This is a genomic window from Candidatus Villigracilis sp. (genome assembly GCF_057083605.1).
In genome coordinates, this window is the sequence record NZ_JBXMTI010000048.1 from 37,999 (window position 1) to 61,097 (window position 23,099).

At 49.9% G+C, this 23,099-nt stretch carries 24 protein-coding genes and 1 tRNA gene; 8 read left to right on the forward strand and 17 right to left on the reverse strand.

What is annotated here, in order from left to right:
• Window positions 1-37: 37 nt before the first annotated feature.
• Entirely contained in the window at window positions 38-628 is a 591-nt protein-coding gene (locus tag AC14M5_RS07800; RefSeq protein ID WP_484029085.1) for a class I SAM-dependent methyltransferase, read from the reverse strand.
• 405 nt (window positions 629-1,033) lie between these two features.
• On the opposite strand from AC14M5_RS07800, the gene AC14M5_RS07805 reads away from it, so the two are divergent.
• A tRNA-Arg gene (locus tag AC14M5_RS07805) sits at window positions 1,034-1,105 on the forward strand.
• A 198-nt stretch (window positions 1,106-1,303) separates the two neighbouring features.
• Here the strand turns inward: AC14M5_RS07805 and recN are convergent.
• The 6 genes from recN to AC14M5_RS07835 all read right to left on the reverse strand — a co-directional run bounded on the left by recN (window position 1,304) and on the right by AC14M5_RS07835 (window position 5,986).
• On the reverse strand, window positions 1,304-3,040 hold the full coding sequence (recN, locus tag AC14M5_RS07810) for a DNA repair protein RecN (RefSeq protein ID WP_484029086.1): 1,737 nt from the start codon (window positions 3,038-3,040) through the stop codon (window positions 1,304-1,306).
• 3 nt (window positions 3,041-3,043) lie between these two features.
• A complete protein-coding gene (locus AC14M5_RS07815) occupies window positions 3,044-3,568 on the reverse strand; it encodes a B-box zinc finger protein (RefSeq protein ID WP_484029087.1) in 525 nt (174 codons plus the stop codon).
• Window positions 3,565-4,428, reverse strand: coding sequence for an NAD(+)/NADH kinase (locus AC14M5_RS07820; protein WP_484029088.1), 864 nt, complete (start codon window positions 4,426-4,428; stop codon window positions 3,565-3,567). Before AC14M5_RS07820 ends, AC14M5_RS07815 begins: the two co-directional genes overlap by 4 nt.
• 80 nt (window positions 4,429-4,508) lie before the next feature.
• The gene (cas4, locus tag AC14M5_RS07825; protein ID WP_484029089.1) at window positions 4,509-5,021 is read right to left on the reverse strand and encodes a CRISPR-associated protein Cas4; all 513 of its coding nucleotides are present in this window, start codon (window positions 5,019-5,021) and stop codon (window positions 4,509-4,511) included.
• Between the two features lie 44 nt (window positions 5,022-5,065).
• Window positions 5,066-5,698: a hypothetical protein gene (locus AC14M5_RS07830; RefSeq protein ID WP_484029090.1), complete on the reverse strand. Its 633-nt coding sequence runs from the start codon at window positions 5,696-5,698 to the stop codon at window positions 5,066-5,068.
• A gap of 15 nt (window positions 5,699-5,713) precedes the next feature.
• Window positions 5,714-5,986, reverse strand: coding sequence for a hypothetical protein (locus AC14M5_RS07835; protein ID WP_484029091.1), 273 nt, complete (start codon window positions 5,984-5,986; stop codon window positions 5,714-5,716).
• 148 nt (window positions 5,987-6,134) lie between these two features.
• Here AC14M5_RS07835 and AC14M5_RS07840 point away from each other — a divergent pair, with 148 nt between their 5' ends.
• Window positions 6,135-6,686 (forward strand): phosphoribosyltransferase family protein, encoded by a 552-nt coding sequence (locus tag AC14M5_RS07840; protein WP_484029092.1) that lies wholly within the window; start codon window positions 6,135-6,137, stop codon window positions 6,684-6,686.
• A 109-nt stretch (window positions 6,687-6,795) separates the two neighbouring features.
• Here the strand turns inward: AC14M5_RS07840 and AC14M5_RS07845 are convergent, their stop codons facing one another.
• Both AC14M5_RS07845 and AC14M5_RS07850 read right to left on the reverse strand, forming a co-directional pair.
• Window positions 6,796-7,056 carry a GIY-YIG nuclease family protein gene (locus AC14M5_RS07845; RefSeq protein ID WP_484029093.1) on the reverse strand — a complete coding sequence of 87 codons (261 nt, stop codon included), beginning with the start codon at window positions 7,054-7,056 and terminating at the stop codon, window positions 6,796-6,798.
• On the reverse strand, window positions 7,053-8,039 hold the full coding sequence (locus AC14M5_RS07850; RefSeq protein WP_484029094.1) for a prephenate dehydrogenase: 987 nt from the start codon (window positions 8,037-8,039) through the stop codon (window positions 7,053-7,055). The genes AC14M5_RS07845 and AC14M5_RS07850 overlap by 4 nt, the downstream gene beginning before the upstream one ends.
• Before the next feature lie 232 nt (window positions 8,040-8,271).
• On the opposite strand from AC14M5_RS07850, the gene AC14M5_RS07855 reads away from it, so the two are divergent.
• The gene (locus AC14M5_RS07855; RefSeq protein WP_484029095.1) at window positions 8,272-8,799 is read left to right on the forward strand and encodes a methylated-DNA--[protein]-cysteine S-methyltransferase; all 528 of its coding nucleotides are present in this window, start codon (window positions 8,272-8,274) and stop codon (window positions 8,797-8,799) included.
• Between the two features lie 10 nt (window positions 8,800-8,809).
• Here AC14M5_RS07855 and AC14M5_RS07860 read toward each other — a convergent pair whose 3' ends face one another.
• Window positions 8,810-11,479: a TIR domain-containing protein gene (locus AC14M5_RS07860; protein ID WP_484029096.1), complete on the reverse strand. Its 2,670-nt coding sequence runs from the start codon at window positions 11,477-11,479 to the stop codon at window positions 8,810-8,812.
• 151 nt (window positions 11,480-11,630) lie between these two features.
• On the opposite strand from AC14M5_RS07860, the gene AC14M5_RS07865 reads away from it, so the two are divergent.
• From AC14M5_RS07865 to AC14M5_RS07875, 3 genes are read left to right on the forward strand one after another with little or no spacing between them, the layout of a single operon-like run.
• Window positions 11,631-12,152, forward strand: coding sequence for a chromate transporter (locus AC14M5_RS07865; protein WP_484029097.1), 522 nt, complete (start codon window positions 11,631-11,633; stop codon window positions 12,150-12,152).
• Window positions 12,149-12,685 (forward strand): chromate transporter, encoded by a 537-nt coding sequence (locus AC14M5_RS07870; protein WP_484029098.1) that lies wholly within the window; start codon window positions 12,149-12,151, stop codon window positions 12,683-12,685. Before AC14M5_RS07865 ends, AC14M5_RS07870 begins: the two co-directional genes overlap by 4 nt.
• Window positions 12,686-12,697: 12 nt before the next feature.
• Complete coding sequence (locus AC14M5_RS07875) at window positions 12,698-13,543, forward strand: universal stress protein (RefSeq protein WP_484029099.1); 846 nt, start codon at window positions 12,698-12,700, stop codon at window positions 13,541-13,543.
• Window positions 13,544-13,587: 44 nt separating this feature from the next.
• Here AC14M5_RS07875 and AC14M5_RS07880 read toward each other — a convergent pair whose 3' ends face one another.
• From AC14M5_RS07880 to AC14M5_RS07910, 7 genes are all read right to left on the reverse strand, one after another.
• A complete protein-coding gene (locus AC14M5_RS07880) occupies window positions 13,588-14,388 on the reverse strand; it encodes a hypothetical protein (RefSeq protein ID WP_484029100.1) in 801 nt (266 codons plus the stop codon).
• Window positions 14,389-14,392: 4 nt separating this feature from the next.
• On the reverse strand, window positions 14,393-15,196 hold the full coding sequence (gene mutM / locus AC14M5_RS07885) for a bifunctional DNA-formamidopyrimidine glycosylase/DNA-(apurinic or apyrimidinic site) lyase (protein ID WP_484029101.1): 804 nt from the start codon (window positions 15,194-15,196) through the stop codon (window positions 14,393-14,395).
• Between the two features lie 97 nt (window positions 15,197-15,293).
• Entirely contained in the window at window positions 15,294-16,283 is a 990-nt protein-coding gene (locus tag AC14M5_RS07890) for a ribose-phosphate diphosphokinase (protein ID WP_484029102.1), read from the reverse strand.
• Between the two features lie 3 nt (window positions 16,284-16,286).
• Complete coding sequence (locus tag AC14M5_RS07895; RefSeq protein ID WP_484029103.1) at window positions 16,287-16,841, reverse strand: GNAT family N-acetyltransferase; 555 nt, start codon at window positions 16,839-16,841, stop codon at window positions 16,287-16,289.
• Window positions 16,838-17,845 (reverse strand): methylmalonyl Co-A mutase-associated GTPase MeaB, encoded by a 1,008-nt coding sequence (gene meaB / locus AC14M5_RS07900; RefSeq protein WP_484029104.1) that lies wholly within the window; start codon window positions 17,843-17,845, stop codon window positions 16,838-16,840. Before meaB ends, AC14M5_RS07895 begins: the two co-directional genes overlap by 4 nt.
• Window positions 17,846-17,990: 145 nt before the next feature.
• Window positions 17,991-18,389: a cobalamin B12-binding domain-containing protein gene (locus AC14M5_RS07905; protein ID WP_484029105.1), complete on the reverse strand. Its 399-nt coding sequence runs from the start codon at window positions 18,387-18,389 to the stop codon at window positions 17,991-17,993.
• 113 nt (window positions 18,390-18,502) lie between these two features.
• Complete coding sequence (locus AC14M5_RS07910) at window positions 18,503-20,803, reverse strand: DNA translocase FtsK (RefSeq protein ID WP_484029106.1); 2,301 nt, start codon at window positions 20,801-20,803, stop codon at window positions 18,503-18,505.
• Between the two features lie 298 nt (window positions 20,804-21,101).
• On the opposite strand from AC14M5_RS07910, the gene AC14M5_RS07915 reads away from it, so the two are divergent.
• The gene (locus AC14M5_RS07915; RefSeq protein WP_484029107.1) at window positions 21,102-22,022 is read left to right on the forward strand and encodes a ribonuclease Z; all 921 of its coding nucleotides are present in this window, start codon (window positions 21,102-21,104) and stop codon (window positions 22,020-22,022) included.
• Window positions 22,023-22,997, forward strand: a complete 975-nt coding sequence (pfkA, locus tag AC14M5_RS07920; protein ID WP_484029108.1) for a 6-phosphofructokinase — start codon at window positions 22,023-22,025, stop codon at window positions 22,995-22,997.
• Window positions 22,998-23,099: the final 102 nt, after the last annotated feature.

Below are 23,099 nucleotides of genomic sequence, written 5' to 3' on the forward strand. Positions count from 1 at the left end.
GGGTGCGTAGGTCACGCTTGAAGCGTGACCTACTTTTTTACATGCAACCGCTCAATTGAACGGCCCGCGGATCACGCCCGAAAGAGAGGCGTTTCCCCCAGGTGCTGGGAAAGCTGCGCAAGGCGCGCGAGTCCATTGTTACAAGCTGACCCATCCGCCAGCCTGCATGGATCAAGTTCATGCGGATTTGCTGTGCGCCTGCTTCAAGCGTCCAGCCTGCTTCTATCAATGCGCCGCCGTTCAAGCGGACTTCGAGCTGGGCCCTCGAATCCAAAACTGACCCAAGCCCATACATAAAATCGCTGTTCAGCAAACTTGCAAGCAGGCTGCCCCAGGGAAAGTTGATGGTTACATGAGAGACAAGCCCATTCAACTCCGCTGGTAGATTCTGTGCGCTGGCAATGACGAAGAGCAGGTTTGGCAATTTCGCTCGCGAATGTTCATGCAGGTTCTCGCGGCATGAGTCCACGCCGATGACGAAGTGATTTGGAAAACTGTCAGCCTGATGAAACGCAAATTTGCCGTCACCAGTTCCCAGGTCCAGCATGATGCGATCATAGCCCGCGAGTCTTTTGTTCAATGTATTCAAATCCAAATTAAGCAAGGCTTTGCCCCGAATTGTTTCCATTTAAATCTCCAATCTGTCTAAAAAGTTGAATAGAGACAGATCGGAGCAGGAGGAGCACGAGCCTTATGCTTAAACGAAAACAGACGGCCCCTTAGGGGTCAGGCACCGTCGAGATCATCTGGATTAGGTTTTTTACGATTTGGGGGAAATGAAAAACAAGCCCGTTGGGCTATGCAAATACTTTGTGCAGGTTGGGAATGGACTTAGCAGGGTGGTCGGGCGGTATTCATAATGGGAAAATTTTAGCATGAGCTTTGAAGAATGGATATTAGAATTTTCTATGAAACACTGGAGTTGACCAGTCACGTGTTATGGCTTTTGAGTTTGTATTTCATCGTTGAATTTATATCGGTATTTATAAAGTGATGGATATATTTTATTCTTTTGTGTATAATCCCATGTATCGCCCTGATAGTTCAATGGATAGAACAAGGCACTCCTAAGGCTTAGATGTAGGTCCGATTCCTACTCAGGGCACAATTACAATAACACTCTTTCTATTTTTTCAAAATCTAATGAAACATTAATATTTAAAGACTTGCATTGATGTAGGCGTTGTAGTAATATTGACGTTGATGACCGCTAGGGTGCCCCCCTCACCCTGGCGGTCATCATTTAATCTCATAACGAAAAGTAACAAAAAAGCGGAGGTTTTCAGGCCTCTGCTTTTTGATTCTATTTTTTCGTTCCTTTTATCATTTGCCTGGCTGTCTGCAATAGCTCGTGTGCAGAGCGAAGCGTTCCTTCGCCCACTTCACCGAGCATCTGTGAGAGTTCCAGAAGACGCGGTTCGCCTTCAAGTGGTTCCACGCGGGTGAGTGTACGGCCTTTATCTACAAGTTTTTGTACCTGATAATGCTGGTCACCAAATACTGCAAGTTGGGGGAGATGCGTTACGCAGAATACCTGATGTGTGCGTGAGAGATTCCATAACTTCTGGCCGACGACCATGCCCACACGCCCGCCGATGCCCTGGTCAATTTCATCGAAGATCAAGGCAGGCACTTCATCTGCAACGGCCATTACATTTTTCAAGCCCAGCATCAAACGCGAGGTCTCACCACCGGAAGCGATCTTTGCCAGCGGCTTGAGCCCTTCACCGGGGTTCGGGGCTACGAGAAATTCTATACGATCAAATCCGCTCTGGTCAAAGGCGATTCGGGTTCCATCTGCCAGAGGAGCGCCATTGGGGTCGGGCCTGGTTTGAAAATCCACACCAAATTTCGCGGAAGCCATTTTTAGATCATCAAGTTCGGTTTCAATACCCTTGCCCATTTTCGTGGCGGCAGACTTGCGTTTATCTGAAAGAGTATTGCCTTGCTTGCCAAGTTTCTCAAGAAGTTTTGCTTCCTGCATTTCCAACTCAGCGATCCGATCCGCCGCGCCCGTAATGGTTTCCAACTGCTTGCGTGCATCCGCTCCATAGGCGACCACCGCAGGAACACTGCCACCATATTTTCGTGTGAGCGAGTGGATCAGGTCCAAGCGTTCTTCAACTTCATCCAGGCGTTTCGGGTTGAACTCGATCTCTTCGAGGTAATCGCGCAAACCATGGATGATGTCAGAGATCGTATCCAACATAACCTCGGCCTGATTCGCCAGTTCAACCTGACCTTCATCTATTTTTGCGAGCGCAGCCAAAGCCTGTGCAGCCTGCCCAACCAGGTCCGTTGCGGCGGGTGTTTCAGGCGAGCCTTCATCCAAAACCGCCAACGCCTCCTGCGCATTCTGTGCCAGCGACTCGGCATTCGCCAGTCTATCGCGTTCCTTGCGAAGTTCTTCATCTTCGCCTGTCTTTAGTCTCGCGGCCTCGATCTCCTCGGCCTGATAGGTTAGGATTTCGGTGCGGCGGTCTGCATCCGCTTGTGCTTTGCGCAGGTCACCTAACTCGCGGCGCAGGTTCAACAAAGCATGGTAGGTCTGGCGGTACTCATTCAGCGGCCTCGCAACATCCGCGTAGCGATCTAGCAGGCCCAGGTGTGCACGTGGATCGAGCAAAGACAGATGTTCCGCCTGCCCGTGAATATCCACTAATAATCCGCCCAACTCCTTTAGCAAGCCAACGTTCACTGTGCGGCCATTCACACGCGCCACACTGCGCCCCTCCTTGCGGACTTCGCGCATGAGCACCACATAATTGGGGTCATCCATTAACTCTTCGCGAGTGAGGATTTCGTGCACCGCCTCTTTTTCTGGGCCTTTGAGCTGGAAGACACCCTCAACAAATGCGGCCTCTGAATCAGTGCGGACAAAGGTCGTATCCGCTTTGCCGCCGATGAGCATCACAACCGCATCGAGGATGATGGATTTGCCCGCGCCCGTCTCACCTGTAAGAATGATAAGGCCAGGGCCAAAGCGTAAATCCAATTTATCTATAATGGCAAAATTTTGTATGTGGAGTTCGGTAAGCATAGGTTATCTTGTAAATTGAATGCCTGAGGTACGTGAATAAACTGTAGGAGTTGCGATCACAAGGTAAATGACAACGCCGATGACGCCATAGATGTTTCCCATCATGAGCAGGGCAAGTGCCACAGGCAGGCCGCCAAGTACCACACCTGTTGCGCAGGCTGTGAATAAAGCTCTCGAGCGGCGTTTATTGAGCACACGCAGGATAATGTTTGAGATAAAAGCTCCTGCGCCGCCGCCAACACCGGCAGCTATGAAGAACATAAAAAATCCGATGAAAGACCCGATAAACGCGACCAGGATGCTTGTGATCAGCGAAAGCACAATGCTGACTCCTACTCCGGTCAGGTAGTCATACCAGACAGCGGTATCAAAAACCTTTTGCTGGTTGCGGACGCATTCCTTGCATAAATAGCCCGTGGGTGTGCGCACCGCACAGGAAGCGCAGATTGGGCGTTCACAACGTTTACAGCGCAGGCTGGTCTCGCGGGTGGGATGGACATAGCAATAGGTAGTGGTTGTATCTATCATCTTGGGAATCCTATTGAGTTTTCATTCATATGAGCAGTGATATTGCGGTAGAAATAACCCGGGTCTCCAAAGCGGACAAATTGCGCGGTCACATCGGCGGCGGTTACAGTAACGTGATCATCTTCCATCAAGGGTGATGGCAATTGACCATCCACACTCAGTACTGCATTTTCGCTTTTGACAACAATGTTTACGGAAGAACCTTCAGACAATACCACTGCGCGATCTACAGAAAGATGCGGCGCAATGGGAACTAATAGAATATTACGCAGTTCAGGCGGCAATATCGGGCCGCCTGCTGCAAGTGCATAAGCCGTTGAACCGGTAGCCGTGGATGCAATCAACCCATCGGCCACATAGCTTGTCAGATGACGTGTATCTACATAAGCGGCCAACCGAACGGGGCGCAAGTTCTGTCCGCGTGCCACAACCGCTTCGTTCAAAGCGTTTGAATGACCCAGACTCTCGCCGGCGCGGATATGTTCTGCGCGCAGCATCATGCGGTTCTCGATCCATGCTTCGCCGTCTAACAATTTTTCAAAGTACTCGCGCCATTCCTTGCGGTCGATCTGAATGAGAAACCCCAGCCTGCCCAGGTTCACACCCAAGATCGGCACACCAGATGGCGCACATAAATGGCCTGCCCGTAAAACACTGCCGTCACCGCCAACGGCAATCAGCATATCGAACTCGCCCTTTTTTACACGTTTGCGAAGTTCTTCATCGTACAAAGAACCACAGGGCGCATCCATGCCTTTTTCTTTTAGAAAGGCTGATATGGCTTCCGCTTCTGCAGTGGCCTCCGGCAATTTTGGATATGCCGTAACAACGGGATGCTTGGGTATGAACGACGCAGACATAACGAAATTATACCTTTTGTGGATGATGAGGCACAGCAAACCGACAATGATTTTGACAATTGCCCGTCATTGCTATGCCCTTACACAAGGCTTTGATCGCAGACATTTCGAAACCCGCATCTTTTACAACGGGACGCCTGCTCATGTGACCGAGGAACCTCTTTCTTCAGATCGTCCACTCGCATATCTGCCAGCAATTCGATCAAAGCAGATTCCAACTCGCGCGTGTAATCAATGGCGAAATCGCGGTTCTCGTAATGGACGATCCCATACGGTGGACGTTTGCCGTATGTTTTTTCAACCAACAGACAATACGATGCCAGTTGAAAGATATGTGAATCATACGGCGCTTCCGGTGCACGCCCGGACTTAACCTCCACAGGGATGAGTTGCCCATTCTTTTCGATCAGGTAGTCGGGCTTGCCCGTCAAGCCGAGTGCGGCATAAAAAAGCGGCTTCTCCACTTTGCCCCAGCCATGTGTGTCGGTGTAGACGACACGTCCACCCGGCAGACCCGCAGCTTTTCGCTGGCGGTTCGACTGCCAAAAAAAGATAATAGCGATGAGGATCAGGGCAAGGGCAAAATAGAGCATGGTTATCAGTGAGAAATAATCAGTGATCAGTTATGAATGACGGGTTATAGTTTTTCCGCAAGCCTTATGATTCTGGCAAGGCGTGTAAATGCCGCACCAGAAAGGTCATTATTTCTCTTTTTCAGCGTCTTGATGAATGCATCTTTATTGGATTCATTTACAGCAGGCAATGTCCGCTCTGCGTGCTGCGGTACTTCCTTGGGACGGCAGGTGGATAAGTGCTTGAGCAGATAAGGGAAGATGGCTTGGTTATATTTCTCGTTCGCAGAGGCAGTCTGAGCCAACGCAGAAATGGAATTGTCAATGGTAATGACCGAGCCTGCTTCCTTGGCCTTCTTGATCTCATCCAAGTGCTTGAAAATAACGTCAGGGTTGACCTTGGCTATTTCCGCGAGAGCGGTCATTGCACCCCATACCATATTATTGTGCCTGCTTTTCAACAGCTTTATGAAATCTTCGGCATATTGTTGAATGAGCTTTGGGTCGATTGCGCCAATTTCATACATCACGTGGACACAATCCCAGTGGATATTTTTATTTTCATTCCACATATTTTCGGCAATTTCACGAATCCCCGCCTTGTCGTTTCGTGCAACAAGGTCACGCGCCAGGTCGAGGTTTGGCGTTCTGTCACGGCGAGTTTGTAAATATGCGAGGCGTTTTAATAAATCAGACATGGATTAACCTTATGGTCATAGTTGAGCAGTGCAATACGCTACCAGTGTAATAATAGCCACGAAAAGCAGGATCAAGCCCACGGTCCGCGTGAGAGCGGAGGCGAGTACCTGGCGGCCATGTCGTTTGTGGAGGTCGGTCCCGGCGGCGAGTTCTACCTGATTCTCGGAAGGCGTCCCATTCTTGCGATACCACCAGGCACGGCGACAATATAGGTAATTTCCAATGTCGGAGGAGCGGATCACGCGCATTGGCAAAGTATAGCACAAATTTTCTATACCATAAGCCATGTCGTTGCGAGGGCGCTCTTGCTCTTTGCCCGAAGCAATCTCCAACCTTATCTGAGATTGCTTCGGCGAGCGAACAACGCCTCACAATGACGTGCCGTAACAATTCATGATAAACTACCGATGCAAATTTTCCACATGGAGAAACATCATGACCAAACGCGAAACATATTCGATTGAGATCGCAGGGATCAAACGTGAACTGCCCCTCTTTGAGATCAAGCCCGGGTTGAAGATCGCCATTCTAAATATTCTTGGGGATACAGAACTGGTGCAAGCCAGCGCACGTGCACTCGCCAAACAAGTAAAGGATATTGACTACGACATTCTCGTTACAGCTGAGGCCAAGTCTATTCCGCTGGCGTATGCGCTTTCATTGGAAACGAAGAAACCATACATCGTTCTCCGCAAGTTATACAAGCCATATATGGGCGATGCGATCCAGGCGGAGACCCTATCCATCACCACCGGTCAGCCGCAGGTATTGATTTTGGACGAAAAGGACCGTGAGTTAATCCAGGGCAAAAAAGTGTTAGTCGTGGATGATGTCATCAGCACAGGCTCCACATTGCAGGGCATGCGCATGATCCTGGATAAAGCCGATGCAAAAGTGGCAGGCGAGGCGGCCATCCTCACAGAGGGTGACCGCGCACAATGGATGCACATCCGTTCATTGGGACATTTGCCTTTGTTTACGGAGTAAAGCCGCAAACACGTAGATATGGAAACACGTAATCAAGTAGGTGTGAAAAAAATAAGACCCTGAGAAAATCTCTCGGGGTCTTGTGTTACCTGTCTACTTATATACCTGTTTACTTGTTTACCTGTATACCATGCTCCACCAACTTGCTCTTTTGAACCCGCTTCATTTTCTTGATTGCCAATTCCCGCTTCATCGCCGTTACCTTATCCGTCTGAGGTTCGAGATAGACCAATTTCACAGGGCGGCGGGTTTTTGTGTAACGTGCGCCAACACCTTTATTATGCTGCTTTATGCGGCGTTCAGGGTCGGTGGTCCAGCCGGTGTAGTAGGTTCCATCAGCACATTCAATGATGTAACAATAGCAGGTCATTTCTCTTTGTTATCGGGTTTGTTGAACATCTTACCGAACAATCTTTCCCTGACGGATATCTTTTCGACCGGCTCTCGTTTTATCTCCAGCCAGTTTGCGGCATAGCGTTCGTTCAGCCAGCTTTGGCGTCCGTCCTGCGCTTTCTTCAAACGGTCTTTCAGGGCCTTTTCATTGGCATCTTCAACATCATAACGAAGTTCCACCAGGGCGGTGATCATCGCGTCCAGTTTTTGCAAAATATTTTCACGGTTTTGCAGGACCAACATCTGTAATGCTTCGGTATCATCCTGCCCCATCACTGCGGACGTTGCGGCAAAGTAAGCACGGCTTGCCACTTTGCGGGCTTCCTCCCAGCCAGGCTGGCCCATGGTTGCATTCAAGAGAGTTGCAGAAACTAACTGCGGCAGGAGATGAGCCGTAGCCATCAAACCGTCTGATTCAACAAAGTCGGTGATCATCACATTGCCGCCCGTTAAACTGACCAGCCCCGAAACCAGTTGAAGGGCATCGCCGGGCGTGCCACGAGGAGCCGAAAGCAGGAAAATGCTTTTCGAAAACAGATCAGCTTTGGCTGAGTCCAGACCGGTTTCTGTCTCCTGCAAATACGCGGGTGCAATGGCAGGGACGAGCCCTACATAATAGACTCCATCGGGCAAAATTTCCTGAGCCCATTTTGCCACCTCAGCTTTGACCGGGGTCATATCCACTACCACAGTATGTTTTTTGAGATCCTGGGCAATGTACCCCAAAGTTTCGCGCACCTGATCCACAGGCAAAGCAAGCACCACTACGTTCGCATCCTCCACAGAATTCGGAAGGTTGTGATCCGTTTTATCTACTGCTCCATTTTTTTGTGCAAGTCTTTCAATGCTGAAATCTTTATCGTGGCCGACGGTTGTAACTTTATCTTTATGTGCTGCAAGCGCCAACCCAAGTGACCCACCAATTTGCCCAAGACCAATAATTGTGATTTGTACGGTCATGCTACCCTCGCAAGAGTTTGATGACGAGATTATACTGCGAATGCGCCCTTAAACGACGAGAACCACGGACGCCGACCGTGGTTCTCTTTGAAAGGAGGAGAAGAGAAATCACCTTACGCCCGTAAATTTATCATGTTTGTCACAAAACTACTTGACGGCAAACCTACGACTACCCTACGATTGTCCGACAATTAACAAGATTGCAAATGGTTTTTGGATAAAGGACAACAAAATGACATTCACCACCTCAAAAATTTACCTTGGCGAATTGAATCACACCCCTCTTGGGAATTTGCGCCTCGCCGCCTCCGACTTGGGCCTGGTTGCCGTTGAATGGGCCGACTCTCAGCCCCAACTGATGACCTACCTGCTCCACCGTCTGAGAGGCCATTTAGAGGAAAACCAGAAGCAGACCCACCTCTACGCAAAGGAACTTGGCGAATATCTAAAAGGAAAACGCCATGATTTCACCTTCACCATTGACTGGTCAGTTTTGCGGCCTTTTCAACAGAAGACATTGAAAGCCGTCTTTGCGATTCCATACGGTGAGACTCGCACCTACGCCGAGATTGCCGCCCAAATCGGCCACCCAATTGCCTTCCGCGCTGTGGGGCGGGCCAACGCCACCAACCCCATGCCGCTCGTTATCCCCTGTCACCGCGTTATCGGTACAGACGGTAAACTCCACGGCTACGGTGGGGGAGAGGGTTTACCTACAAAGGAGTGGTTGTTGAAGATGGAAGGCGCGATGATTGCGTGAGAAGAATTTTCTATCTATATTGACCGATCCATACATCATCAAAATGGGCTTCGATGCCACTTAACGCTGGACTCCAGGCTTCTAGTCGAACCGTAAAGCTCTTACTTATTAGCTCTTCAGCGTCCTCTGGTTTATAAGAGCCCACTCTTAGACCATCGATATAAAAAACTGCATTAATTTCGTGATCTATCTCAATACGAAAAGTGTGCCAAACATCATAATCTGTTGTTTTCTTGCTTGTTAAATACTCTGCTCCTTCACTTCTGCCATAAACCTCACACCATGTCTCTATGGGTGGAAATCTAGAGATTACACACAAAAAAACCAAATCTCGCCCACTCTGATCTTTTATCATCATAGCCAGGCCAATATCTCCATCTTGACCAGTGCTGTTACGACTCAATAGAACTTTTGATTCAACAAAATTATATTGATCAGCCGGCAGCTCGGTAGTAGCAAAGAGGGAAATGATATCTGCACTATTTGGTTCGATTGAAAATACTAACATCCCATTCTGTTGGCTAATAAAACTTGGCGATTTGACAACTGGAAGCCATAGGCCGGCATCAACTTTTCCATCAAGGACCTGTTTGTTGAAGTTGTCATATGCAGTAAAAGTCGTCGAGGAAGGAGTCGAGGATGCGGACGCCTCACTATCAGTGAACAACTCCACGGGGACTTCAAGAGTACCCTTTGAACCATCGCAAGGGTTGACCCAGCTCAGGGTTTTGACGAGAACCGGTTCGGCTATGGCATTCGACAGTTCGATCGATGTTCCTCCGATACAGCCACTTTCCATTTGGAATACAAGATTTGTTCCCGCTGTAATATTGACCAGCGTGGCATCCATAACCATCTCAACAGTTTCAGTACCATTAGCCCTCTCCAAAGGTTGTTGCAATTGGAAAGTCTCAAGATTATAAATCGAAACACTAGCTTGCGAGCTGGACGAGAGTCTTTCTACATCCTTGAGTTCCCCACCGCTTATTAACTTAACATCCACCCAATCTGAAGAAGTAAGAAAGCGTATTTGAATGTGAAATTCAGGTGTGATTGTTGGCGGTAAAGTGGAAGTTGGGTTAATCGGCTCCGAAACAAATGGATTAAACGAAGGTATGGTAATCATAATCACAACCAGGCCCAAAACAATTAAAAACGCCAGGGCGGAAAGAGTTTTTCCTCTCCTGCCAAAAATGCCCGGCCCTGGACTTAACATCTTACTGGTTTCAGTTAACTTCCTGCGCACAGTCCTCTGCACCCATTGGCGGTCAGGGTATTTTGGGTCAATGGCATTAACTTCATTCCATTTCTCGAGAGCTTCCTGATATTTTTCCTCTTTCAACAATCGCACAGCATCCGCATATATAGCGGCTAATTGATTCTGTTTTTGTGCTTCCTGCTCTTCATGCGTCAAAGCAGTATTGATTTTTTCAATAATCCCATCTTTATCTTTAAACTGGTTATCCAGCTTTTGAATCTCTTCAATCTTATCGAGCGCTTTACGCCAGTTCTTGGTACGGACGAGGCCATGTGCCTGTTCGTACAAGGTATTGATTTGATTATTGCGCTGATTACTCTCTTCTACTTTAAGTATCTCATTTTCAACTTTTCTCAACAGATGCTCTGTTTCAAGAAATCCCGTTTGCGCCTTATGAACCTGTTCCAGCAGCCCTCGTGCTTCCTGCCATTTACCCAAATCCATTTCACGGACAGCCTGGCTGTAAAGATCATTCAGCTTGGCAAGCCGATTGAGTTCCAGCACTTCCTTTTGAGCGGAGGGCAATAGACCGTCAGGATCGGGGTGATTGGGCTCAACCGCGAATATCTGATCAAAAACTTTTAAGACGGCCTGCCACTTCCCTCCGCCATGTAGTTTCTTTGCTTCGGCGTACAGATCGTTAAGTTGTTTTTGTTTTTTTGCGTTTCTTAATAGCTGGGTGGAATCTTTGTACTCTGGAGATTTTTTCAGCAACTCATCCAGAGTTTTTATCGCGGTCATCCAGTCTTCTGTTTGATATGCATCCATGGACTGCGTGTACAGTTTTGATAAATCTCTTTGTCGTTCCGCTTCTTCCAGCTTTTCGATTGCATTCTTATGATTAGGTCTTTCTCTCAAGATCAACTGAAAACGCTGACAGGCTTTACCCCAATCCTCGGTATAAAATGCTGCCAGTCCCTCCGTATAATACTGGTCGAGTCTGCGTTCGGTTTCAGCATCTTCATCTTCATATGAGGAAGGGGAAATCACTGCCCCCACCTTATCTGCGCGCAATTTCAGCGAGTACATTAGTTTTATATAACCGTTCTCTTCAAACAGGTCCACCCATTGCCAGCGGCTAAATTTTTCGGGCACGGGGCAATCTTCTAGGCGGGCGGGGATGAGAAAGATTGTCCCATCAGGTTTTTCTTCTGCTGAATCCAATGCAAATTTGATCTCTTTTTGAATGTACCCCTCTTTGGTAATTGACTTATTCGACAGGCAGACAACAACCGCATCCGCTTCCTGAACCGCATGGGGAATTTCCACGCGCCAGTCCTGTCCGGGCAGTAACTTTTCCTGGTCAAGCCAGGCATCCACCCCCTCAGTAACAAGGCGTTTATAAAGCACGCGCACTTGCGGTTTATCGCCCGATGCGTGGCATAAAAATACTTTTAGAGCCCGTTTTCCACCAATGGCCATGTTTTAACTTCTCCACCGAAGCCAGCATAAAAGAATATAAATATTATACGTCAGTTGCGGATGGATTCGTCAATGAAATGTCACATAGTTCATGGAAATTTTGGATGGCTCACTCTTCATAACATGATAGACTTGAAAAATACCCTGCCTTATGGAAATTCTCACCCAACTCTTCTGGACATTTCTAAAAGTCAATTTACTCAGCACTTCCGGCCCCGCTTCTGTAGGTTTGCTTTATCACGAAGCGGTAGGCACACTAGTTACGGAAGCTCAATTTGTGCAAGCAGTTGGGCTTTCATCTGTTCTGCCAGGCAGTGACGCATTACAGCTCGCCATGTACGTTGGCTATGCCGCTGGCGGAATCCCCGGGGGATTCGTATCGTTGATCGCATCCATTTTGCCTCCCACCATTATCATCCTGGGCGTCACTATGATTCTGCACCGCCTGCGCCGTGAATCATGGGTCAGCAACTTCGTGGAAGGACTCGCCCCCGCCATCTCTGTGTTAATGGTCTTCACAGCCTGGAAAATATTCGAAAAAGGCAGCGGCGACACGGGCTGGTTTGGCTGGCTGCTTGGCATTGCCAGTTTTATCGCCATGTGGTTCAAACTCCCTGAACGCTTTGTTGTCATTGCGGCAGGCATTGTCGGAATTATTTTCCTATCAAAATGAATCGACCTACATTTTCAGTCTGGCTAAAATTATTGTGGATGTTTTTAAAAGTGAACCTGCTTTCTCCTTCCGGCCCCGCCTCTGTAGGTCTGTTATATAAGGAGGCAGTCGGCACGATCATGACTGAGGAACAATTTGTGGAAGCCATTGGCTTTTCAAATGTACTGCCCGGCAGTGAAGCATTGAAACTAGCCATGTTCGTCGGCTTTGCGGCAGGCGGAGTGCCGGGTGTATTCACTGCCTTGCTTGGTGCGATCCTCCCACCCACAGTCATGATGCTGGTCGTTTCTGCTGTCTTGCAGCAATTTCAACAGGAGGACTGGCTCAAGGCATTTGTAGCAGGCATGAGCCCGGCCGTGGCGGCGTTGATCATTGTCGTAGCCTGGGAACTCTTCCGCGTGGGTCAAACAAAAAAGATCGGCAGGCGCACTTTAGTCATCGCCGCGTTGAGCGCAATCGCCCTATGGTTTGATCTGCCCTCGCCCCTGGTTTTGATCGGCGCAGGAGTTCTCGGCGTGATCCTATTTCGTTAAGTGAGATTCATTATGCAACCTGAACTATTAATCGCAACCAACGGATATAAAGGTACATTGCCAGCCATTGAATATGGGACGTGGCTCGCTGCCAACCTGCAAATGAAAGTTACGCTTCTGGGCGTGACCGAGAAGCTGAGTCCTGCGGCGATAGATGACCACCACCCTTTGGAGGATGTCTTCGCGCGCGCTGTGGAATTATTTCAACAAAACCATGTGGAATATAAACTCGAAGTCGAGAACGGGAACGCGGAGGAAATCATCCCGCTCAAGGCGAAGGAAGGTGAATTCATCAGTGTGATCGGGCCTTTGGGACGTCCGCAGATTCGCCGTTTGATATCGGGACGTTCCATCCGTCATTTAATGGAAGAGATCGAACAGCCGATCCTTTATGTGCCTGTGGCAAAACTTCCCTTGAACAAGCTATTGATCTGCATTGGCGGGCTGGGTTACGAAGTAAACGCGGAACATATCGCCATGCAAATAGCAATGAAAAGCCGCGCCGAGATCACTTTGCTTCATGTTGTCCCTCCAATTGATATGAACTATCCCACCGCAAAGACCGTGAGTGAACACTGGCAGACCCTTGAGGATACAAATACTCCAGTTGGGCGGAGCCTGCGCCAGGCAATGGAGATCGCCAAAAACGATGGGCTGACCGCCAACGTAAAAGCGCGCCAGGGCAATGTGGTGGAGGAAATTTTGGCTGAAGTTAAAGAGGGAAGTTACGATCTGCTCTGCATGGGCTCGCTATATAGTTCACATGCACTGAGGCAATTCTACGCGCCCAATGTCACTGCGGAGATCGCGGCAGACATTCATTGCCCAGTGCTATCAGCGAGATATAAAAAGGAATAAAGTTGTGGGAGTGATTTAAGGCAAGCCAAACCAGACTCAAAATCCTATAACCCCGGCGTATATTTCTCTTCCCATTCCGCAATGGCAGCACGGATGGCTGTTTTGATGGCCTGATCTGGGACCTCATCTACACTGGAGAATTTTTGCAGGCCTACATAAACTTCTACTGCGCCTTCGGCTGATTCTACAAGGCGAATCCCATGCCCTGCAAGCGGAGTATCCACCAGTCGTGACTGCAAAATGGAATCGATCTGTCCCACAATGCTTAGGGATGCAAAAGGTCTTTCCTCAACAGTTTTCTTTGGAGGTGAGAAGATCGTACCCAGAGATGGCTCAACTGGTTTAACAGGCTCAGGAGGCAGCGGACGTGAAATGGGTCGGTGCACGGGCGGCTCTTTTGGGAAGGATGATAAAGAAGGAGTCTGGGCAGGCATCATCGTGGGAGGAGGCGCGGCAGGCTTTGGGGCAGGGGCAGGCTGTTGAGTCCCTCCGCCTTCGAGGTATGGTCGAAGGACCGTGAGCAGATCGATCAAGCGTTTTCTTTTATCAGGAGTTAATGCGCCGCTGACAGGCGTTCCATCTATTTCAACAACGGCATGTCCATTTTCATTTTTGATTCGCAGCAAGCCGGGGTCATCGGGCGTAGCCTGAACGTTATGTGCCAGATGTTGTTCGGCTTGCGCAATCTTCCGCTCCGCATCTTTTTGAGCATGTTCTGCGCGGGCTTCGGCTTCCTTTATTTTCTTTGCAGTACGATTGTTGGAATCGAAAAAGCCGATCACCCAGCCTAAGATCAATGCTGCAAGCGGAATCAGAATTGGAGTAAGAGTAAATCCTTCTGGCATAGTATTACCTCAAACGTTGACATTTCGGACAAACATGCGTACCGCGTTGACCAACCGTGAGTTTTTGTATTTCTGTACCACAGACAAGGCATCGTTCTCCTTCGCGGCCATACACACGGAAATGGTTTTGATATTCACCGCCGCGATAAACCCGGTCTATGCTGGCACCGTTGCGGCGGATGCCTTCCATAAGCACCGACTGGATCGCTTCATACAAAGCCTGGGCCTGCTTCTGTGAAACAGCATCCGACAACGCAAGCGGGTGAAGTTTCGCCATGTGCAGGCATTCATCCGTGTAAATGTTACCAAGCCCGGCGATGAAAGTCTGATCCAGCAGCAGCGGCTTGAGCAGGCGTTTGCGTTTACGCAGATTCTCAAACAGCCATTTGGGCGTGAATCCGCTTTCGAGAGGCTCAGGGCCGAGTTTTGCGAACACACTCTCAGGCTCATCGGTAAACCACACACGCCCAAACTTGCGGGTGTCGTTGAAGGCAAGATATTTTTTGTTCGAAAGGTTCAGCAGGAGCCTGTCATGTTTTTCAGGCTCGGTTTTACTTTGCCTGATAATTATATCCCCACTCATGCGCAGATGAATAAGCAGATGGTAATCTTGTAATGCAATGTCAAGAAACTTCGCGCGCCGCGTCACATCCCTGATCTTTTGCCCCCGCACCTGTTCCTTGAATTTTTTTGCAGAGGGAGTTGCAAGCGTGCGCGCCCACAGCAGGTCAGCAGAAAGGATGGTGGCGCCGACCAGTTCTGGTTTTATTCCACGTGCAATGGTTTCAACTTCAGGGAGTTCGGGCATATGATATTTATGTCATTGCGAGGGTGGTCTTTGCCCGAAGCAATCTCCTGTTATTGGGAGACTGCTTCGCGGAAGAGCCGCTCGCAGCGACATATTATTATTCGTTGAACATCTCTCCAACTGAGCGGCCTTCGTGCGCGCGTTTGATCACTTCGCCCAATAACGAATCTACGGAGAGCACAGTGATGCGTCCTTCAAGGTATTTCATTTTCTCGGCTGAAACTGGCGCGGTGTCAGTGGTAATGATCTGCTTGATCGGCAGGGCTGCCAGCCGTTCTGCGCCATCACTTGAGAGGATGGCATGAACGAAGGCAAGATACACGTCCCGCGCGCCGTTCTGCTTCACCACCTCCACAGCCTGGGCAATGGAACCGCCGGTATCAACTTCATCATCCACAATGATCACATCGCGGTCGTTCACCTCACCAATCAAGGTCAACGCCTCCGCTTTGGCCTCATTTCCGATCCGTCGTTTTTCAATGAAGGCGATCGGCATATCCATATCCGCCGCATAGTTGCGCCCCTTCTTTGCAAAGCCCAAGTCTACGGAAACCACAACGGGGTCATGCATGTTCGGGCGGATATTTTTATTGATGTGCTCTACCAACAGGTGTGACGCAGTCAGAACATCACCGGGGATCGAGAAGAATCCCTGCACCTGCCCAGCATGTGGATCAAGAGTCATGTAGCGGTCTGCGCCAGCCACTTCGAGCATATCTGCCACCAAGCGTGCAGTGATCGGTACGCGAGGCTGGTCTTTTTTATCCGAACGGCCATAACACAAATACGGCACAACTGCTGTAATACGCGCCGCCGAATCCAAACGCAGGGTCTGGATCATAATCAGCAACTCCATCAAATTTCGGTGAACGGGTGATGACGTGGTCTGAATTACATATACATCCTGCCCGCGCACGCTTCCATTCAGCTTCACAAAAATATTTTCGTTCGGGAACTCGATCACCTCGCGCCCGCTCAATGGCTGTCCGAGATAATCCGATATCTTCTGCGCCAGTTCAGGCGCGCCGCTGCCCGCAAAAAGCTTAATCCCACCGTAGACTTTCAGATCGTGATTAATATGATGCATACCCTACTTCTCCTTCGTGCGAGATATCCATTCAGAGCGCAGCACACTCATGATCAGGATATCATCATACTTCCCAGATTTATAAACCGCTTCACGCAGGCGTCCCTCCAACACAAAGCCAGCCTTTTCATAGGAACGTACGGCGCCGATATTTTCGGTATAGACCCGCAAAAATGCGCGATTCAGGTTCAGGGTCTCGAAACAATGGCGCAGAAGCAGGGTCATCACTTCGGAGCCATAACCTTTGTTCCATTCGGATTTATCGCCGATCATAATTCCAAGCTCGGCACAGCTATTCACAGGGTCGAAGTCAAACACGCCACAATTGCCGATCAGCTTCCATTTCTTTCCCTTGCGCACTTCAATTGCAAGAGGTTTTTCCTTTTGATCACGCTTTGCAAGTGAATTGAACCAGCTCTCTTCATCCACCATGGACATTGGCAAATAAAGCGCGAGGCCGCGAGTCACATCAGGGTCATTCACCCATTCATAAAACAGATTTACATCCTCGCGCTCCACTGCGCGCAAACGCACACGTTCACCATAGATGATGCTCATTTATACCTGCCGTTCATTAATTCCTGCACCGCTTCCCACGGCGAAACATTTCTTTGGATGACCTTTTCAAGCACGCCTTCATATTTCTCCTGCGGGACTTTTTCATGGAATTGATTCCACAACGCCTCACGCATCAACGCCTCCAACTCGACCTCGAGCCTGGCTCGCTCGCGAACGGCCCATCCGCCACTCTGACGGAGGTACACCACATGCCGCGCAATGGCATCTGCCACTTCCACGATTCCCTTGCCTTCAGTGGAAACTGTCCTTTGGATCGGAGGAATCCACATCAGCGAGGCAGATGAATCTTGTACAGGAGCAATTGTCCGCATGGTTGAGGCGTGATGCCTGAAGACTCGTTCCGTTGGATGCGCCAATTCCAGCATCGACTTTAACGCCTTCTCGGTATTTTCTACGCCGGGCCTATCTGCCTTGTTAATCACAAGAATATCCGCGATCTCAAGGATACCCGCTTTAATGGCCTGAATATCATCACCAAGGCCGGGCGCTTCCACCACCAAAGTTGTATGCGCGAGGCGGGCAACATCCACTTCACTCTGGCCCGCGCCAACTGTTTCGATGATGATAGTATCAAAACCAGCCGCGTCAAAAACCTGCACCATATTGGCAGTGGCCTGGGCCAGCCCGCCCAATGATCCACGAGTTGCCATAGAGCGGATGAACACATCAGGGTCACCGGAAAGATCGCGCATACGAACACGGTCACCGAGAACTGCGCCACCCGTGAATGGGCTGGATGGATCCACCGCCACGATTGCCACGCGCCTGCTTTCTACTTTGCGATAATGCAGCGCAAGCTGATTCACCAGCGATGATTTGCCGGTACCCGGCGCACCTGTCACACCGATAAGATGTGCCTTGCCAGTGTGTGGGAATAATTCAACTAAAGCAGTTCGTCCTTCCGGCGCGTTGTTTTCCACTTGTGTAAGCAAGCGCGCTAGTGCAAGACGATCACCGTTAAGAACTGATTGGGAGTAGGTCATAAAATTTACATGAATAAATTTGGTAGGTCAGGCTTGCAGCCTGACATTTCTTGAAATCACGGGCGATGGCGGGTTACAAACCCGCCCTACGGAAGCGCTTAACAACAATACACAGAGCCTCTCGCTCTGTGTAGGGTTAGGCAGACTACCCTGCAACTGCCGTTTGAACATCACGAACAATGTCCTCGGTGGAGGCGCCGGGGCCAAAAACGCCGGCTACTCCCATTTCTTTTAAACGAGACAGGTCTTCATCGGGAATGATGCCTCCGATAAAAACCTTGACGTGAGTTTGACCATTGGCTTTGAGCAATTCCATCACGCGCGGAGTTAACGCCATGTGCGCGCCGGAGAGGATGGATAAGCCCACCACATCCACATCCTCTTGAAGGGCAGCTTCGGCGATCATTTCGGGAGTCTGGCGCAAGCCGGTGTAGATTACTTCCATGCCGGCATCACGCAAGGCACGCGCCACAACCTTTGCGCCGCGGTCATGTCCATCCAAGCCGGGTTTGGCAACCAATACACGAATCTTCTTTTCGGTCATTTTTCCTCCGAGGGAAATATCGTTGAGATTATACTATGCATCACAAATGCTTTTTTATACTTTTCAAAGTTGTAAAAAATAAGAGGATTGCATCTCACAGCAATCCTCTTAAATTACATCCCATCATCTTTTGGCGGCGCGGTTGACCCATAATCCAGCACCTGGCGCATTTGGGTGGCGCCCTCCGGTGGGCCGACAATCTTTTTATCTTCCATCATATCCACAATACGGGAAGCGCGCGTATAGCCGATACGTAGTCTTCTTTGAAGCATGGAGACAGAGGCGCGCCCCTCTTTGCGGACGATTGCCACGGCTTCCCCAAATAGCGGATCGCCATCCACTTTTTTCATCTCCTCCCATAAAGGCGTTTGCTTAAGCGGAACATTCTCGGGGACAGAATCAGCGGGCGTGCCGGCCACTGCATAGGAACTACCTCCGCCCGCCTGCGAACGCCAGTATTCCACCAGGTTTTGAATTTCATGGTCTGAAACGAATACACCCTGCAAGCGCGCCGGCGCGGGAGCGTCCGGGGCTTGATACAACATGTCGCCGCGCCCAAGCAATCTCTCTGCGCCGGGCTGGTCGAGGATCACGCGGCTGTCTGTATTAGAGGCAACAGCGAAAGCAATACGCGCGGGGAAGTTTGCTTTGATGAGGCCAGTCACTACATCCACTGAGGGACGTTGCGTGGCAAGGATCATGTGAATACCGGTGGCACGTGCCAGTTGCGCGAGGCGTGTAATGGTCTTTTCGGTTTCATCGGGAGCGATCATCATCAAGTCTGCCAGTTCATCGATGATGATGATGAGGTACGGCAGTTTCTTCTGCCCCTGTAATTTCATCTTTGCGTTGTAGTCAATGATGTTGCGCGAACCAGCCTGCGCGAACAGGTGATAACGTTTGTCCATTTCGCGAGTCATCCATTGCAATGCGCCGATCACGCGATCCATTTCAACGACAACAGGTCCAAGCAAATGCGGGATGCCGTTGTAACCGGTTAGCTCCACACGCTTTGGGTCAACCAATACGAGGCGCACATCATCAGGCGTGTTGTAAAGCAGCAAACAAGTGAGAATGGAATTGACGCATACAGATTTACCAGAACCCGTTGTCCCTGCGATCAACAAATGCGGCATGCCCTCCAAGCTAGCAATGATGGGAAGCCCACCCACGTCACGCCCCAGGCCAAAGTTGAGTGGCTTCTTATTATTCTTATAAACTTCGCCTTCCAAAATATCGCGCAGGGCCACCATCGCCATCTCTTCATTCGGAACTTCGATGCCCACATAACTATGGCCCGGCACCGGCGCTTGAATGCGGATGCGCGGCGCGGCCAATGCAAGCGCGAGGTCATCAGAGAGGGATGCGATCTTGCTCACGCGGACCTTCGTCCGCACGCCGCCTCTAGACTCAAGAAATAGCGGCTCCACTCCGAACTGCGTGATCGATGGCCCGCGGCTGATCGCAACTACCTGCGCTGGTGCGCCAAAAGAGGCGAGGGTTTCCTCTATTAATCGTGCCCTCTGTTGGATGAATTCCTCATTGATGGCTGGTGTATTGCCTGAATCAAGGATATCGCCGACGTTGGGTAATTTCCACTGAATGACAGCCGGGCCGCTGGTTGTGCGAATAGGTTGAGCGGGAACAGCAGAAGCTGTCACATGAGGCATGGCGGAGGAATCTATCGGCGTGAAATCATCTGTCGGGGCAGGAACAGGAAAGAGCGGAGGTGGAGGCGCGATAGGCTTATTCAACAACTGACGAATTTTTATAGTCAACGGTGCGAGCCAGAAAAATAATTCCGTAACGGGTTTATCCAACGTGACTGCAATGCCGATGATGAGCCAGGCGAACAATGCAATGAATGTCCCGCCGCCGCCAAGCCCGCCCCATAACACGCGTAAGAAGAGTCCGCCGAGTGCGCCGCCGCCTGCACCTGTGAGTGCAATGGCTTCGGCGGTTTCAGCGGTTGCGACAAAGGCGTGTAAAACGGTGAGCAGCCAAAGGAAAAGGATGACACTGCCGATGGCGCGTTCGAGAGTGAGGGGGGGGATGCGTTCGATCTTGCGGAAGACCAGCCAAAGGCCGAAGATGAGCAAGCCGAGCGGAAGGATGTAGACTCCCCAGCCAAAAATTTGTGAAAGGAAAAATATGGCGCCGCCGATGATGGCGGAACGGTTGGCTGAAATTAACCCCAAAAGAATGATGATGCCAATAAATGCAAGGATGATGCCGACAACATCCAGCTTGCGTTCGTCGGAGAGATTTTCCCACCATGAAGGTTCACGATGAATAGGCGGAGCATGGTGCTGCGCAGATTTATTGCGCGGCGATCCTCCTTTTTTTGGTGGGAGGGTCTTGCCCACATGTTTAGTATTTTTTTTAGAAGTGGTGGATGGTTTGAGGAGAGGCATTACAGTTTACGATTTTTGATTGACGATTTACGATTAGTATCGCGTACTCGTAATCAATATGTCTACTTGTCTACGTGTTTACTTATTTACTCTATTTTTCAAAAAAGATTATAGCACAAATGGTCTGTTTTCTTTGAGGTACAATTGCAAGGCTATTGGCTCTATAAATAAGCTAACCATTTATCTTTTCCGCTAATCTTCGCGAATTCACGCGAATTTTAAAAAGATTGGCGAGGATTAGCGTAAATTCGCGGACACGGTTTTTCTTTCTGCGATCACCCATTGTAAGGACTCAACCTTGTTCGAAATCCTTTTTCTTGGCACATCTGCATCCGCGCCATCTGCAAACCGCGGACTTTCGGGGCAAATCGTTTCTCACAACGAGTATCGGTTTCTAATTGACTGCGGTGAAGGCACACAACGGCAGATCCTTCAATCCGGTATCGGGTTCAAACGTCTCACGCGCATATTACTGACTCACGGGCATCTCGATCACATCCTTGGCCTCGGTGGATTACTTTCTACATTCTTAAGATGGGAAGCCATTGAAGAGCTTGAGATCTTCGGCGGGCGTTCCACACTGGAGCGCGTGCGAACCCTTCTTTATGATGTAGTGTTGCGCGGTAACCAACCTCCCATGCCTTTGAAATTGACTGAGATCAAGCCTGGCCTCGTCTTTGAAGCGGATGATTTCACAGTCACTGCGTTTTCTGTTTCACATCGTGGGCCGGATTGTCTGGGTTACCTGTTCGAGGAAAAAGCGCGCCGTCCATTCCTGGCAAGCAAAGCGGATGAACTTGGAGTCCCGTTCGGACCCGAACGCCGTGACCTGGTTGCTGGAAAAGAAATTACCCTGCCCGATGGCAAACGCATCTCACCGAACGATGTGCTGGGTGACTGGGAAAAGGGCAGTAAACTCGTCGTTGTGGGGGATGCCGGTAAAACAGACAACCTGCTCGAGGTCTGCAAAGATGCGGATGCTTTGGTTATTGAATCCACTTATTTGGATGAAGAAGAGGAAATGGCAAAACAGTTTTCACATCTCACCGCGCGGTTGGGTGCGGAACTCGCCATCAAAGCCGGGGTTAAGAAGCTGATCCTTACGCATATTTCGCGCCGTTACCGCGGAAAGGATGTGCTTGCAGAAGCGCAATCCGTTTTTCCGAATACAGTAGTGGCACGTGATTTTGATACATTTCAGGTTAAGAGAGAAATTTAGATGGCAGAAAAATTTACAATAGGGGTGCTTACTTCCGGGGGCGATGCGCCCGGTATGAATGCTGCTATCCGCGCCGTAGTGCGGACTGCATTGGCAAATAACATGGAAGTCATCGGCGTCATGCATGGATACGAAGGATTGGTCAATGGTGAATTTCGCCCCATGGGTGCACGCGATGTGGGCGGTATTTTGCAGCGCGGTGGGACAGTATTACTTACAAGTAGAAGCAAGCGTTTCATGGAGCCAACCGGTCAGCGGGAAGCCATCCGCAAGATGAATGAAGTGGGCATGGACGCGTTGATCGTGATCGGCGGCGAAGGCTCGATGAATGGCGCGTATGCGCTTTCACAAAAAGGGGTGAAGGTCATTGGCATTCCCGGTAGCATCGATAATGACATTTGGGGCACGAACATCGCCATTGGCACAGACACGGCCATGAATACCATCATGGAAGCCGTGGATAAATTGCGCGATACAGCATCCTCCCATCAACGCGCATTCCTGATCGAAACCATGGGACGTAACAGCGGCTACCTCGCAGTGATGGCCGCCATTGTCTGCGGGGCGGAGGTAGCTTTGATCCCCGAGGTGCCGATCACAGTGGATGAAGTTGCCATGTCTGTGGAGGAGGCCTACCAACGAGGCAAGACTCACGCCATCATCATCAACGCGGAAGGATCAGGCATCCGCACCACGGATTTGGCGCAGCGCATTGACGATCTCGATGTTGGCTTCAAAACACGCATGACCATTCTGGGTCACATTCAGCGCGGCGGCTCACCGACTGCCTATGACCGTCTGCTGGCATCCCGCATGGGTGTGAAAGCAGTAGAAGCATTGGTCGAAGGTACGCACGGCGTAATGACCGGCCTCAAAGGCAAAGGGGTGGATTTCATTCCGCTTTTCGATGTGATCAGCAATAAACGCAAGGTCAATATGGAATACTTCCACATGGCGAAGGTATTAGCCCGATAGCTGTTGGCAATTAGCTTTTAGCAATTAGGACGGTGGTTAGTGGTTATACTAACCGCCGTCTGCTTTTAATTTTTGGATCAAGTGGAGAGCCGACTTTATGAA

Coding starts and splice junctions, on each gene's coding strand:
- AC14M5_RS07860 (WP_484029096.1), bottom strand. CDS start 11,479: ATGGCCATTGGTGGAAAACGGGCTCTAAAAGTATTTTTATGCCACGCA.
- AC14M5_RS07835 (WP_484029091.1), bottom strand. CDS start 5,986: ATGGCTTATGGTATAGAAAATTTGTGCTATACTTTGCCAATGCGCGTG.
- AC14M5_RS07850 (WP_484029094.1), bottom strand. CDS start 8,039: ATGACCGTACAAATCACAATTATTGGTCTTGGGCAAATTGGTGGGTCA.
- mutM (WP_484029101.1), bottom strand. CDS start 15,196: ATGCCCGAACTCCCTGAAGTTGAAACCATTGCACGTGGAATAAAACCA.
- AC14M5_RS07865 (WP_484029097.1), top strand. CDS start 11,631: ATGGAAATTCTCACCCAACTCTTCTGGACATTTCTAAAAGTCAATTTA.
- cas4 (WP_484029089.1), bottom strand. CDS start 5,021: ATGCTCTATTTTGCCCTTGCCCTGATCCTCATCGCTATTATCTTTTTT.
- AC14M5_RS07875 (WP_484029099.1), top strand. CDS start 12,698: ATGCAACCTGAACTATTAATCGCAACCAACGGATATAAAGGTACATTG.
- AC14M5_RS07880 (WP_484029100.1), bottom strand. CDS start 14,388: ATGCCAGAAGGATTTACTCTTACTCCAATTCTGATTCCGCTTGCAGCA.
- AC14M5_RS07905 (WP_484029105.1), bottom strand. CDS start 18,389: ATGACCGAAAAGAAGATTCGTGTATTGGTTGCCAAACCCGGCTTGGAT.
- AC14M5_RS07855 (WP_484029095.1), top strand. CDS start 8,272: ATGACATTCACCACCTCAAAAATTTACCTTGGCGAATTGAATCACACC.
- AC14M5_RS07800 (WP_484029085.1), bottom strand. CDS start 628: ATGGAAACAATTCGGGGCAAAGCCTTGCTTAATTTGGATTTGAATACA.
- AC14M5_RS07830 (WP_484029090.1), bottom strand. CDS start 5,698: ATGTCTGATTTATTAAAACGCCTCGCATATTTACAAACTCGCCGTGAC.
- AC14M5_RS07870 (WP_484029098.1), top strand. CDS start 12,149: ATGAATCGACCTACATTTTCAGTCTGGCTAAAATTATTGTGGATGTTT.
- meaB (WP_484029104.1), bottom strand. CDS start 17,845: ATGACCTACTCCCAATCAGTTCTTAACGGTGATCGTCTTGCACTAGCG.
- AC14M5_RS07895 (WP_484029103.1), bottom strand. CDS start 16,841: ATGAGCATCATCTATGGTGAACGTGTGCGTTTGCGCGCAGTGGAGCGC.
- AC14M5_RS07890 (WP_484029102.1), bottom strand. CDS start 16,283: ATGCATCATATTAATCACGATCTGAAAGTCTACGGTGGGATTAAGCTT.
- pfkA (WP_484029108.1), top strand. CDS start 22,023: ATGGCAGAAAAATTTACAATAGGGGTGCTTACTTCCGGGGGCGATGCG.
- AC14M5_RS07840 (WP_484029092.1), top strand. CDS start 6,135: ATGACCAAACGCGAAACATATTCGATTGAGATCGCAGGGATCAAACGT.
- AC14M5_RS07910 (WP_484029106.1), bottom strand. CDS start 20,803: ATGCCTCTCCTCAAACCATCCACCACTTCTAAAAAAAATACTAAACAT.
- AC14M5_RS07815 (WP_484029087.1), bottom strand. CDS start 3,568: ATGATAGATACAACCACTACCTATTGCTATGTCCATCCCACCCGCGAG.
- AC14M5_RS07845 (WP_484029093.1), bottom strand. CDS start 7,056: ATGACCTGCTATTGTTACATCATTGAATGTGCTGATGGAACCTACTAC.
- recN (WP_484029086.1), bottom strand. CDS start 3,040: ATGCTTACCGAACTCCACATACAAAATTTTGCCATTATAGATAAATTG.
- AC14M5_RS07820 (WP_484029088.1), bottom strand. CDS start 4,428: ATGTCTGCGTCGTTCATACCCAAGCATCCCGTTGTTACGGCATATCCA.